The sequence below is a fragment of the Psychrobacillus sp. Z16_25 genome, from assembly GCF_056856695.1.
Genome location: NZ_JBXEOV010000001.1, coordinates 169,068 through 182,920, shown reverse-complemented (window position 1 = coordinate 182,920; position 13,853 = coordinate 169,068). Strand labels below are relative to the sequence as shown.

Genomic DNA, 13,853 nt, shown 5'->3' with positions numbered 1-13,853 from the left:
TTAATCTCCTTCTGAAAACATTTTCTCTGGCTTCATCATACCACTTTTCGATGGGTGTTTGATATAAACTGCTTTTGGCTTGCCAGCGTGTGTATACACAAGTTTCTCATGCTCGTCTAGCAGTTCATGCATTGGTAGCACCTGACCATTGGAGATTCCTTTTGCGTTCTCTTCATTTATTTCCAGAGTTGGCCATTTCCCTAATGCCTTGCTGATTGGCTGAATAAAACCGTCTAGGCTGCCTTTATTAGCAACTTCTTCTACTTGTGCAAGTGTTAGACATTGCTCCTGACGAAAGCTGCCAGATGCGGTACGAACCAAGGATGCCATATGTGCCGGGAACCCCAGCAGTTCACCAATTTGCACGGAAAGTGTGCGGATATAGGTTCCCTTACTGCAGTCAATTCGAATTTGGAAACGGACCTCTTCCCCTTGGAATGAGTCAACCTCCTCTAGAAGCTCTAGTTGATAGATGGTTACTCGTCGAGTTGGTCTTTCTACTTCTTTCCCCTCACGTGCATATTCATATAGCTTTTTACCGTTGACCTTTACCGCGGAGTACATAGGAGGAGTCTGCTCAATTTCACCTGTAAGCTGCTGTAAAACACCGAGGATCTGCTCTCGTGTGAAAGATTTCGGGGAGCTGTCTAGATCCACTGTCTCGCCTTCTGCATCTTCCGTTGTTGTCGAACGTCCAATTGCTATGGTGGCAATGTATGTTTTTCCTTCGTCCATGACATACTCAGATACTTTCGTTGCTTGTCCAAGGCAAATCGGAAGAACCCCTTCCACAGCAGGATCTAGTGTTCCAGTGTGTCCAATTCTTTTCATTTTGAGGATTTTTCGAAGCTTGAAAACACAATCATGGGAGGTCATCCCTTTTTCCTTCCATAATGGAAGTATTCCTTCGTACATAGTTTTCACTCCATTTAATACAACAAAGAAGTCTGCTTATTAGATGAAAGCAGACTTCTTGTTCTTTTTTAATCTTCAGATGGTTGCTTGATTTGTCTAAGTAGGTTATCGATTCGATTCCCATATTCCGCTGACTCATCAAATTCAAAATGCAGCTCAGGTGTGACACGTAATCGAATACGTTGTCCTATTTCGGAACGAATAAAGCCCTTTGCTTTTTCTAAAGCTTTCAACGTATCAGCTTTACTACCGTTAAGTACAGTAACATAAATAGTTGCTTGCTGTAGGTCACCAGTTACTGCAACATCTGTAACCGTTACGAAGCCGATACGAGGATCCTTTAATTTTCGTCCAATAATTTCACCTAGCTCTTTTTTCATTTGCTCGGCAACTCGGTTAGCACGCATTGACATTTGCTACACCTCATTTATTATAAATATTCTTTTTTTATTTCCATGCATTCCCACTCTGGGTTTGATTCCAGGTACCGGATGGCATGCTGTATCTCCCGCTCCGCTGCTAGCTTATCAGAAGCGATGGCAACGATACCGATACAAGTTCGCTGCCAAACGTCCTGGTGGTCAAGCTCAGAAATGGAAACATTGAATTTTTGCTTCGTTCTTGTAAGCATACGCTGAAGAACTGCTCGCTTTTCCTTCAAAGAATGTGCAGTGGGGATGATAAATTCACATTCTGCATAGATTATCATTATCTTTTGATTTCTTCCATAATATATGCCTCAATAATGTCATTTTCTTTTACATCATTGAAGTTTTTAATGGTAATACCACATTCATAGCCTTTGGCAACTTCCTTCGCATCATCCTTGAAGCGTTTAAGTGTATCTAATTCTCCTTCAAAGATAACGATGCCGTCACGAATTACACGAACACCACTGTCTCTAGAGATTTTACCCTCGGTCACATAAGATCCTGCAATTGTACCAACTTTAGAAACCTTGAATGTTTCGCGAACTTCTGCTTGCCCAATAATTTTTTCTTCAAATTCTGGATCAAGAAGTCCTTTCATCGCTGATTCAATTTCTTCAATAACCTTATAGATAACGCGGTGAAGACGGATATCTACACCCTCTTGCTCAGCAGCACGTTTTGCATTTACGTCAGGTCGAACGTTAAATCCGATAACGATTGCATTAGAAGCTGCAGCTAGGGAAATATCAGATTCGGTAATTCCACCAGCACCTGTGTGAATGATACGAACGTTTACACCCTCTACCTCAATTTTCATGAGAGAGGCAGCCATTGCTTCAACAGTACCTTGAACGTCTGCTTTCACAATTAGGTTTAGTTCTTTCATTTCCCCTTGTTTCATTTGATCAAACAGGTTATCAAGGGTTACACGAGTTTTTTCTGAGCGTTGGTTCACTTGTGCTTGAGAAGCACGAGATTCTCCAACCTGACGAGCAGTTTTCTCATCTTCAAAGACAACAAAACGGTCTCCAGCTTGTGGAACATCACTTAATCCAGTAATTTCTACAGGCGTAGAAGGACCAGCCTCTTTCACACGTCTTCCTAAGTCATTGACCATTGCACGGACGCGACCAAAAGTATGACCTACAACGATTGGGTCTCCTACTTTTAATGTACCATCTTGCACTAATAGTGTTGCAACAGATCCTCTTCCTTTATCAAGCTGTGCCTCGATAACTGTCCCTAATGCAAGTCGTTTTGGATTTGCTTTCAGCTCAGCTACTTCTGCAACAAGTAATACCATTTCTAAAAGATTATCGATACCGTCACCTTTTAAAGCGGAGATTGGTACGAAGATTGTGTCTCCACCCCAATCCTCTGGTACTAGTCCATGCTCGGTAAGCTCTTGCATGACACGATCAGGATTTGCGGATGGTTTATCCATTTTGTTTACAGCAACAATAATTGGAACCTCTGCTGCCTTCGCATGGTTAATCGCTTCAACCGTTTGAGGCATTACTCCATCATCAGCTGCAACTACAAGGATTGTTAGGTCCGTGATTTTTGCACCACGAGCACGCATCGTAGTAAATGCTGCGTGTCCAGGTGTATCAAGGAACGTAATCTTTTTCCCATTTTCGACAACTTGATAAGCACCGATATGCTGCGTAATCCCGCCAGCTTCACCAGCAGTTACCTTTGTATTTCTGATAGAGTCAAGAAGCGTTGTTTTCCCATGATCAACGTGTCCCATGATTGTTACCACTGGTGGACGCTCTTTTAAATCCTCTGCTTTTTCTTCTGTAGATTCGAAGTGTGTTTCCAAATCAGTGATATCTACTCTGATTTCCTCTTCTACCTCTACTCCATAATCTGCACAGATTAGCTCAATTGCATCCTTATCAAGCTCTTGGTTGATAGTTGCCATTACACCAAGTAAGAAAAGCTTTTTGATAATTTCTGAAGGCTCTCTTCCTAGCTTTTTCGCTAGCTCTGTCACAGTTAAAGATTCTGTAAACGTAATCTTTGCTGGTAATTCTCTTTCCTTACGTGGAACTGGTGGCTGTACAGGAGTCGTAGGCCCTTTTCTACGCTTATGCGGACGTCCTCCTGGTCTATTTTGATTTTGACCACCTGGACGGTTTTGTCCTTGACCGCCAGATCTGTTTTGCCCTTGACCTGCCGGACGATTTTGACCACCTTGGCCGGATGGTCTGTTTTGTCCTTGACCTGCCGGACGGTTTTGACCACCTTGGCCGGATGGTCTGCTTTGTCCTTGGCCTGCTGGACGGTTTTGACTACCTTGGCCGGATGGTCTGTTTTGTCCTTGACCTGCTGGACGACTTTGACCACCTTGGCCGGATGGTCTGTTTTGTCCTTGACCTGCTGGACGGTTTTGACTACCTTGGCCGGATGGTCTGTTTTGTCCTTGACCTGCTGGACGGCTTTGACTACCTTGGCTGCTAGTAGAACCTTGTTTTTGCTCGTTTGATCCAGAAGAAGCTGGATTCGACTGATTCGATGGTCTATTGTTATTCGGTGTATTCGATGCTTTCTTGTAAATGCCATCTAGTTTACTAACAGCATCTCCTTCTAGCGTAGACATATGATTCGTAACGGAAATGTTTAATTTTCCTAATTGCTCAATTACTTCTTTACTTGATTTATTAATTTGTTTCGCGTATTCATGAACTCTGATTTTAGTCATTAGCTCACCCCCGGTTAAATTCGTTGAGAAGGCCGGACAGTTTTTTAGCGAAACCGTCATCCATAATGGCAATCGCCACTCTGGCCTCTTTTCCCGTCGCATGCCCGAGATCGTGCCGGTCTCCAAAGACATGCAGCTCAACGTTAAAAGATGCACATTTATCATTCAATTTTTTTGCCGTATTGGCAGAAGCATCCGAGGCTAGTATTACTAGCTTGGCTTTTTTACTTCTGATTTCTTTCACGACCAATTCTTCACCAGAAATGGTCTTGCGAGCTCTAGTGGCAAGTCCTAGTAGCTGTATAATTTGTTGTTCTGTTGTCATTTTAGTTTTTCTCTTTCAATAATGACAATTAGCTCGTCATAGATTTCATTTGGAATGGTTGCTTCTAAATGATTGCCCAAAGAGTTCTTCTTCTTCGCTTGGTTCACAGCCTCTGTTGACTTTGAAACATAAGCGCCACGACCAGATTTTTTTCCTGTTAGGTCGACAGAAACCTCTCCCTCTTTTGAGCGTACTACTCGAATCATTTCTTTCTTAGGAAGCATTTCCCCAGTAGCAACACATTTACGTAAAGGAATTTTCTTTTGAGTGGCCATGAAGCTCACCGTCCTTCCTTATTTGTTACTCTTCGTCTTTATAGAAATCAAAATCATCCAACTCGTTATCTAATGTTTCAATGATTGTCTGTGGAGAATTTTCGTTTGGATAAATACCCAGCTCTCTAGCATCAGTTTCACTCTTGATATCAATTTTCCAACCAGTTAGCTTAGCAGCAAGCCTTGCATTTTGTCCACGCTTCCCGATTGCAAGGGACAGCTGATAATCCGGAACGACAACCGTTGTAGATTTTTCTTCCTCATTTACCTGTACATCAAGCACCTTGGATGGGCTTAAAGCATTGGCAACAAATACTACTGGATCCTCTGACCATTCTACGATGTCGATTTTCTCTCCACCTAGCTCGTTCACGATTGTTTGAACACGTGCGCCCTTTGCACCAACGCAAGAGCCTACTGGATCGATTTCTTCGTTATGAGCATATACAGATATTTTTGAACGGTCTCCCGCTTCACGAGCGATTGATTTGATTTCAACGATTCCCTCAAATATTTCAGGAACCTCCATTTCGAAAAGACGACGAAGAAGACCAGGATGTGTACGTGATACAAACACTTGTGGACCACGAGTAGTACGTTCTACTTTTGTAATATACACCTTAATACGGTCATGTGGACGGTATGTTTCTGTTGGAATCTGTTCATTGACTGGAAGAACAGCCTCTACTTTCCCAAGTCCAACATAGATATTACGAGCATCTAAACGCTCCACGATACCGTTGACAATATCGTCTTCACGATCCACATATTCTTCATAAATTAAGCCACGCTCTGCTTCACGAACTCGCTGAGTCACTACTTGTTTAGCTGTTTGAGCAGCTATACGCCCAAAGTTTCTTGGTGTTACCTCTTCTTCCACTACATCACCAATCGCATAATGCGGATTGATTGCTTGCGCATCCTCTAGGGAAATTTGAAGTCGGCTATCCTCTACGTCCTCTACTACGTCTTTGCGTGAATAGACGATCATAGACCCATTATCTAAATTAATGTCCACTCGAACATTTTGTGCTTGGTTAAAATTTCTCTTATAAGCAGTTACTAATGCAGCTTCAATAGCCTCTATTAAGACATCTCTTGAAATTCCCTTTTGTTTCTCTAATGCAGTCAACGCATCTAATAAATCACTACTCACAGCTTTCACTCCTCCATTTACGTTATCCAGAGAAATCGATTGCTAAACGAGCAAGCGCGATCTTCTCTTTTTCAATCTCTACTTTTACTTTTCTTGTTTTGATGCGGACCTCTAAAAGTGCGCCCTCCTCTGCTGAATAGGAAAGGAGTGTTCCTTCAAATTCCTTTGCACCGTTAATTGGCTCATATGTTTTGATATATACATATTTCCCTACTGCTGCAACATAGTCAGCTTCTTTTTTCAACGGACGCTCTGCTCCTGGTGATGACACCTCAAGGAAGTAATTTTCCTTAATAGGGTCTTCCTCATCCAGCTTCACACTTAATTGCTCACTAACTTGTGCGCATTGCTCAATATCAATCCTGCCTTGTGGTGTATCAATATACACTCTCAAAAACCAGTCGCGGCCCTCTTTTACATATTCAATATCCACAAGCTCTAGGTTCATTTCTTGAAGAATGGGTTGTACTAGTTCTTCAATTTTGTCAGTAATATTACTCATATAAGCCTCCTTACGTAACTCTTACCTGCTAAAGAGGAGCAAATTGCTTCAATTTAGTAGAAGTATGGTTAGTTTCTACGAATGTGACCGTATAATTCCTTCCAAACAACAGAAAAGAGCGGGAAATCCCACTCTTTCGCCACAGAACTATGAAACATTGGTAGTTTTATATTACCATACCATAAAATTGTTTGCAAATTACAAGCTTAGAAAAGGGATAATTGGTTTGCATCAGGAAGTCCTTCCAAGCATCCCATTGAATCTAAGTATTCAATGATTGTCTTCGAAACCTTTCCTCTTTGCTGAAGATCTTCTTTCGATAAAAACTCTCCTTGCTCCCTTGCCTTTGTAATTTGAAACGCTACGTTTGTCCCAAGTCCTGGTATTGCATTAAAAGGTGGGATTAATGTATTCCCCTCAATGATGAACTCAGCAGCCTGCGATTTATATAAATCTACCTTCTGCATTCTTATACCACGTTCGGACATTTCTAAAGCTATTTCTAGGACAGTCGCTAAACTTTTTTCCTTCGGAGATGCTTCAAGACCCTTCGAATTTATTTCCTCTAGTCTCGCACGAATTGTTTGTGAGCCGTTCATCATACAAATTAAGTCAAAATCCGAAGCACGTACGGTAAAATACGCAGCATAATAAAGAATCGGATAATGTACTTTAAAATAAGCAATCCTTACTGCCATCAATACATATGCAGCCGCATGGGCTTTTGGGAACATATATTTTATTTTCTTACAGGACTCAATATACCAATTAGGGACACCTTTTGACTTCATCTCTGCTTCAAACTCGGGAGACAGTCCCTTCCCTTTACGTACAGACTCCATAATTTTAAATGCCAAGGAAGGCTCGAGACCTTGATAAATTAAATAAACCATAATATCGTCACGACAGCCGATTACATCGGACAGCTGGCAAGTTCCATCTTGAATCAATTCCTGTGCGTTTCCTAGCCACACGTCCGTCCCATGGGAAAGTCCTGAGATCTGAACTAGCTCGGAGAACGTTGATGGCTTTGTTTCCTCCAGCATCTGACGAACGAAGCGTGTACCGAACTCTGGAATACCAAGCGTACCAGTTTTACAGTTAATCTGCTCCTCCGTCACTCCTAAGGATTCTGTACCGCTGAATATCTTCATTACCTCTGGGTCATCTACTGGAATGGTCTTTGGATCAATACCAGATAAATCTTGGAGCATACGAATAACGGTCGGATCATCGTGTCCCAGAATATCGAGCTTCAAGAGATTATCGTGGATAGAATGGAAGTCGAAATGGGTAGTTTTCCATTCAGAATCTTGCGCGTCCGCCGGAAATTGGATTGGCGAGAAATCATAGATATCCATATAGTCAGGCACAACAATGATTCCCCCTGGATGCTGTCCAGTCGTACGTTTTACCCCTGTACAGCCTTGCACGAGGCGATCAATTTCTGCTCCGCGAAGGTTTAAATTATTATCATTCATATAGCCTCTAACATATCCATAGGCCGTTTTTTCCGCTACGGTACCAATTGTTCCTGCTCTATACACATAGTCTTCCCCGAAAAGCACCTTCGTATAATTGTGGGCAGTCGGCTGATATTCTCCACTAAAGTTAAGGTCGATATCCGGGACCTTGTCTCCTTTAAAGCCTAGGAAGGTTTCGAAAGGAATATCCTGTCCTTCCTTGATATAAGGAACGTCACATTTCTCACATGTTTTATTCGGAAGGTCAAAGCCAGAGCCAACTGACCCGTCATGGAAGAAAATCGAATCCTTACAGCTCGGACAAATGTAATGCGGCGGCAATGGATTTACCTCTGTAATTTCCATCAGGGTCGCCACAAGAGAAGAACCAACAGAACCACGAGATCCTACTAGGTAGCCATCATCCAATGATTTTTTCACAAGCTTATGGGAAATTAAATAAATTACCGCAAAGCCGTGTCCAATAATCGAGGTCAATTCTTTTTCAATACGCGCTTCTACTATTTCAGGAAGCTCTTCCCCATAGATTTCTTTTGCCTTTGTATAGGTCAGCTGTCTAACCTCATCATCTGCACCTTCAATTTTAGGCGTATACAAATCATCCTTAATCGGCTTGATATCCTCGATCATATCCGCAATCTTATTCGTATTGGTTACGACGATTTCTTGTGCGATTTCATCTCCTAGGAAGGAGAACGCATCTAGCATTTCATTGGTTGTTCGGAAATGAACCTTTGGCAGACTGTGTCTGTTAAGTGGATTTGCTCCTCCTTGAGAGTTAATGAGAATCTTACGATAGATTCCATCATTCTCGTGAAGATAATGCACGTTCCCTGTAGCAGCTACTGGGATATTCAGTTTCTTCCCAAGCTTCACCATCTTACGGATGATATCCTCCAGGTTCCATTCATCTCGAACCAATTCCAGCTCAATCAGGTGTGCATAAACCTCTTTCGGATGTACTTCCAGGTAGTCATAGAACTTCGCAATCTCTTCCACTTGCTCTAGCGGCTTTTGCATAAGTCCTTCAAAAACCTCTCCTCGGTCACAGCCTGACCCAACAATCAACCCTTTTCGATGCTTCTGCAAATCTGAGCGCTTAATACGAGGAACACGATAAAAGGTAGATATATGAGAAAGTGACACTAATTTAAATAGATTTTTTAGCCCTTCATCGTTCACAGCCAATATTGTACAATGAGACGGTCTTGCCCTTTTATAGGCATCCCCTTCTCCAATATGCTTATTAAAATCATCATGGAAATGAATATTCTTTTCTTCTGCTTCTTTTAATAAATGCTGGAGCAAGTATCCAGTTGCCTCACAGTCATAGATCGCACGGTGTGCTTGGGTAAGCTCGATGTTGAATTTTTTCGCCAAAGAACCTAGACGATGATTTTTCAGCTCCGGATGTAAAAATCTTGCGAGCTCTAACGTGTCAATAACCGGATGATCAAAATGATTGACTCCACTTCTACGATATCCCTCGTATAAGAAGCCCATATCAAAGGAAGCATTGTGGGCAACCACAATTCCGTCTCCGATGAACTCATGGAATTCACGGATTACATCCTCAATTTCTGGTGCATTGCGGACCATATCATCGGTAATCCCCGTTAATTCAATCGTAGTAGCCGATAGAGGATGATGTGGATTCGCAAACCGCTCAAATTTGTCGATGATGGCGCCTTGATGCATTTTCACTGCAGCAAGTTCTATAATTTTGTCATAAGTTGCAGAAAGCCCAGTCGTTTCCACGTCAAAGACAATATAAGTAGCATCCTCTAATGCTAAATGCTGTTCATCGTAAGCAATCGGAACACCGTCATGGATCAAGTTTGCTTCTAGTCCATATAAGATTTTAATCCCATTCTTTTTCCCTGCCGCGTATGCTTCTGGGAAGGACTGCACATTGGCATGGTCCGTGATGGCGATTGCCTTATGCCCCCATTTGGCAGCCTGCGACACAAGTGATGATACAGAGGATACTGCATCCATTTGACTCATCGGCGTATGAAGATGCAATTCCACTCGCTTCTCTACTGCTGTGTCATGTCTTACGACAGGATTTATCTCAGACATGTCCTGCGCCATGATAATCAAGTCACGCACAAACGTATCGTTTTGTACAGATCCTCTTACCTTGATCCACATACCTTTTTTCAGTTTTTCCATCATTTGAGCATCTTCTTTGTCTCGTGAGAACATCTTCACGAGGATAGAGTCTGTGTAGTCCGTCACCTTTGCAGTAAGCAGAGAACGACCACTACGAAGCTCTTTTACCTCTACATCGAACACGTAGCCCTCTATTGTCACACGACGTTCTTCGTCTTGTATCGTACGGATTTCCACGATTGGCTCTTCTTTTTTCAATGGGACACCAAGCTGGAAAGGACCATCGATTGTAGATTCCTGTGATTCTTGTTTTTGCTCACGTTTCTGCAAATCTACCAATGCTTTCTTTCCTAATTCTTCCTCTTCCCGTCTTCTTTGTTCCAAGAATGCTTGATGCGCTTCCGCTAGCGCTTGTGTATCCTCTACTAATTTGAAGTCAAAGCCCATTTTCGGAAAACCAAAGCTTTCATAGATGCTAGATAAGTGCTCAACATATTTTTTCTTGAATGCTCGCTGTTCTAGCTCTTGGGCACAGGTTAGCTGGATGGTTTGTCCGTTCCACTCTGGCATTTGCCCTAGAAGGCGCTCTCGCAGAGGAGGAGCCATATCGCTTAGTTCATTGATTACCTTTGGCCAGTAGTCTTTGATTAGGCTGTCGGTCAGGGTTGTATTTTCACATTGTATGTTTACAAGGACATTTGCGATTCCTGCAAATTTTTCTTGTAGTCTGGAATGAAACAGGGTATATACGTCAATTGGAAGTATGGAGGCTAAGTTCAGTTGAAAATGCCATTGCCTTTGCTTTTTATGTACTGTAAACCTTGTAATTGAGGCGTTTTCAAAGTATTGCACTACTGCGTCTTCTGTGAGTTCTAGCTGTTGCAGTAGTAGCTGCATTCTCATTTTACCGTCCTGCATGTGATTCCCTCCCTTGTACAGAAAAAGAAAGGAAAGTTCTGGAATGAACTTTCCTTCCTATACTATTTTTTACTAGTAATTTTATCATTCGTGAGGCGCAAAATATATACTCAAAAAGTAGTAGTTCATCCAGTTAGCTTTCGCTTAACCAGTGATTATCAGAAATAAAGTGATTTATGGTGAACCTAATTTATTAGGTAACCTTCTTATAGATTACTCCTATGTTACATTAAAGTCGCTTCCTGGCGGACGCTTGGAGTGGAGGCCAACAGGATGTTGGTCAGGAAATCGTTGTCACACGATGTGACGTTCTTAGTTTTTCCATCCTTTAAATAGCAAGTGATTCGATATGAATAAATTTAATTTTGGTTCATCACCAAAAACTTGGATTGCCTTATAAGAAATAGTTGATTGGAGTGTCGGCTGGCGACTCCTAGGGGATAAAGCGCGTGCGGAAAATCCAATTGTTTCGGAAGCATCCGAAACAATTTAGTTGTAGCCGCGCCCCCAGGAAAGCGTCCAGCCAGAACGGAAATCAACCCTTGTCCTATAGCTGGCTCCCATCGTTCAAATTGTTACTGGAAGAAGAATCGCTGGATGTCGTTCCAGGTCACTACTACCATCAGGATCATTAGGAGCATGATGCCTACGAAGTGAACCATTCCTTCTTTTTGCTTGTCTATTGGTTTTCCTCTAAGTGCTTCAAATAAGAAGAACAGAAGACGACCGCCGTCTAATGCTGGTAGTGGGAGCAGATTCATGATTCCTAAGTTGATACTTAGAGCTGCTGCCCAAGCCATTAGGCTGTATATCCCAAAGCTAGCTACTTTATCAGTCGCTTGGTAAATTCCTACCGGTCCTGCTAGGTCATCTATAGAAAAGTTACCAGTGATTAATGTACCTAGTACAGTGAAAATCCTTACTGTCCATTCGTACGTCTGCTCAGCACCGAAAGCTACTGCTTTAATCGGATTTTTTTCTACTGGGCTAGTATATTGTACACCAATCTGGCCAACCTTTTCTTTGTCAACCTCTACCTCAGCAGGTGTAATGGTCAAGTCATACGCTTGTCCATCTCGCTCCACTGTAAAGTCTACTTGCTGATTAGCACTGACACGAATGGTTTCTGATAGCTCTTCCCAAGAAGTGATCGCTTGACCATTTATGGAAGTGACTAAATCGCCTGACTGCATGCCAGCCTTTTCTGCAGGACTGTTTTCCAGCACTTCTGTAATAACGGGCTCCATCGTTGGAATCCCTTGGAATAATCCTAATAAAACAAAAATGAAAAAGGCTAAGATAAAATTGAAAAGAGGGCCAGCAAAAATAGCTAGAGATCTTTGACCGACTGTTTTTGAGCCAAATTGGCGATCGTATGGTGCAATAATTGTTTTATTTCCATTTTCCAAAATGACTGCATTTCTAGCTACCGTATATCGAACAAATCGTTCCTCTTCATCATATCCCTCGATGAACATTTCCTTCATCAAATCAGATTTTTCTACTTCTAGGAATAGCATATCAGGAAATTGCTTGTTCTGATTCAATGCGATTTGGTCAATTTCATTATCTTGATTCACGTGAATCCCAATACGATATCCTGGCTGAAGCTCTATACTATCCAAATCCTCGCCAGCCATTCTTACATATCCACCTAATGGTAAAAGTCGAATCGTATATAAGGTTTCCCCTTTTGTCATACCAAAAATCTTAGGTCCAAATCCAATTGCAAATTCTCGAACCATAATTCCGGCCCTTTTTGCAAAAATAAAATGGCCTAGTTCATGAAAGAAGACAATGCTTCCAAAGATAACAATAAACGCAATGGCCGTTTCCATTTTACCCCACCTTTTTTAATCAACTCAGTAATTTCTCAGTTCACTATATCATAAATTCTTCTTCTTGTTTCCTGATCAACATGCAAGATTGTGTCTAAATCAGGATTCTGGATTATTTGATGCTCTTGCATCGCTTTTTCAATTAGCTCGTCTATTTCTAGGAACTTTATCTTTTCTTGAAGGAATAGACCTACCGCTGCTTCGTTCGCCGCATTTAACACTGTCGTCATCGTTCCACCAGCTCGTCCAGCATCAATTGCTAGCTTTAACGCATAGTAACGATTGTAATCCATCTTTTCGAAATGAAGCTTTCCAATCTCCGCTAAGTTTAAGCGTGTGGCATTTGGTCTGTCTAAACGCTTTGGATAAGAAAGTGCATACTGAATCGGCACGCGCATATCTGGTGTTCCCAGCTGTGCAATTACACTAGTGTCTTGGAATTCAATCATAGAGTGAATGATGCTTTCTCTATGTAGAAGCACCTCGATATCATCATAATCTATATCGAATAACACATGCGCTTCAATTACCTCTAAGCCTTTATTCATCATAGTTGCAGAATCAATCGTAATTTTGGAGCCCATGGACCAGTTTGGATGATTTAGCGCATCCTTGACCGTAACATGCTGCAGCTCTGCTCTTGTTTTATCACGGAAGCTGCCACCGGAAGCGGTAATAATAAGCTTTGCTATCTCCGATTTATTTTCTCCATTCAACGCTTGGAATAACGCAGAATGCTCACTATCTACTGGAAGAATCGGAACTTGGTGCTCCTTTGCGGCCTGCATGACTAAATGACCGGCAGTCACCAATGTCTCTTTATTCGCAATAGCAATCGTGATTCCTTTTTTAATAGCTTCTAGCGTAGGCTTAAGTCCAACACTGCCTAAGACAGCATTGACTAGAATATCTGCATTGGTATGTGCAGCTACATCAATTAGGCCCTGTGAACCAAATACGATTTCAACGTTCGGAAACTCTTTTTGTAGAGTACGAGCATCCTCTTCTTCTTGAACAGAGGCAAGCTCTACTGAAAACTCACGCAAGATTCTTCTTGTTTCTTCGATATTTCTCCCAGCAGAAAAAGAGACTAGCTGAAAGCTCTCGCGGTGATCCTTTAGTATATCAAGTGTTTGGAGCCCAATAGAACCTGTTGCTCCTAATAAGCTTATTCTTTTACTCATGAA

Annotated in this window: 11 protein-coding genes; all 11 read right to left on the bottom strand. The window is 41.9% G+C overall.

Going from position 1 to position 13,853, the window contains the following annotated elements; translation table 11 throughout:
- The 11 genes from truB to AC1VU3_RS00840 all read right to left on the bottom strand — a co-directional run bounded on the left by truB (position 1) and on the right by AC1VU3_RS00840 (position 13,850).
- The gene (gene truB / locus AC1VU3_RS00890) at positions 1–915 is read right to left on the bottom strand and encodes a tRNA pseudouridine(55) synthase TruB (protein WP_482982467.1); all 915 of its coding nucleotides are present in this window, start codon (positions 913–915) and stop codon (positions 1–3) included.
- Between the two features lie 68 nt (positions 916–983).
- Positions 984–1,328: a 30S ribosome-binding factor RbfA gene (rbfA, locus tag AC1VU3_RS00885; protein WP_482982466.1), complete on the bottom strand. Its 345-nt coding sequence runs from the start codon at positions 1,326–1,328 to the stop codon at positions 984–986.
- A 17-nt stretch (positions 1,329–1,345) separates the two neighbouring features.
- Positions 1,346–1,624 (bottom strand): DUF503 domain-containing protein, encoded by a 279-nt coding sequence (locus tag AC1VU3_RS00880; protein WP_480388275.1) that lies wholly within the window; start codon positions 1,622–1,624, stop codon positions 1,346–1,348.
- Positions 1,624–4,053 carry a translation initiation factor IF-2 gene (gene infB / locus AC1VU3_RS00875; RefSeq protein WP_482982465.1) on the bottom strand — a complete coding sequence of 810 codons (2,430 nt, stop codon included), beginning with the start codon at positions 4,051–4,053 and terminating at the stop codon, positions 1,624–1,626. Before infB ends, AC1VU3_RS00880 begins: the two co-directional genes overlap by 1 nt.
- Positions 4,054–4,057: 4 nt before the next feature.
- Positions 4,058–4,378 carry a YlxQ family RNA-binding protein gene (locus tag AC1VU3_RS00870; RefSeq protein WP_480388273.1) on the bottom strand — a complete coding sequence of 107 codons (321 nt, stop codon included), beginning with the start codon at positions 4,376–4,378 and terminating at the stop codon, positions 4,058–4,060.
- Entirely contained in the window at positions 4,375–4,653 is a 279-nt protein-coding gene (gene rnpM, locus AC1VU3_RS00865) for an RNase P modulator RnpM (protein ID WP_480388272.1), read from the bottom strand. The genes AC1VU3_RS00870 and rnpM overlap by 4 nt, the downstream gene beginning before the upstream one ends.
- Positions 4,654–4,678: 25 nt before the next feature.
- The gene (nusA, locus tag AC1VU3_RS00860; RefSeq protein WP_482982464.1) at positions 4,679–5,809 is read right to left on the bottom strand and encodes a transcription termination factor NusA; all 1,131 of its coding nucleotides are present in this window, start codon (positions 5,807–5,809) and stop codon (positions 4,679–4,681) included.
- A 22-nt stretch (positions 5,810–5,831) separates the two neighbouring features.
- Positions 5,832–6,311 carry a ribosome maturation factor RimP gene (gene rimP / locus AC1VU3_RS00855; protein ID WP_480388270.1) on the bottom strand — a complete coding sequence of 160 codons (480 nt, stop codon included), beginning with the start codon at positions 6,309–6,311 and terminating at the stop codon, positions 5,832–5,834.
- A 206-nt stretch (positions 6,312–6,517) separates the two neighbouring features.
- Positions 6,518–10,828, bottom strand: a complete 4,311-nt coding sequence (locus AC1VU3_RS00850) for a PolC-type DNA polymerase III (protein WP_480388269.1) — start codon at positions 10,826–10,828, stop codon at positions 6,518–6,520.
- 575 nt (positions 10,829–11,403) lie between these two features.
- Positions 11,404–12,666: an RIP metalloprotease RseP gene (rseP, locus tag AC1VU3_RS00845; RefSeq protein ID WP_482982463.1), complete on the bottom strand. Its 1,263-nt coding sequence runs from the start codon at positions 12,664–12,666 to the stop codon at positions 11,404–11,406.
- Positions 12,667–12,701: 35 nt separating this feature from the next.
- Positions 12,702–13,850 carry a 1-deoxy-D-xylulose-5-phosphate reductoisomerase gene (locus tag AC1VU3_RS00840; protein ID WP_480388267.1) on the bottom strand — a complete coding sequence of 383 codons (1,149 nt, stop codon included), beginning with the start codon at positions 13,848–13,850 and terminating at the stop codon, positions 12,702–12,704.
- Positions 13,851–13,853: the final 3 nt, after the last annotated feature.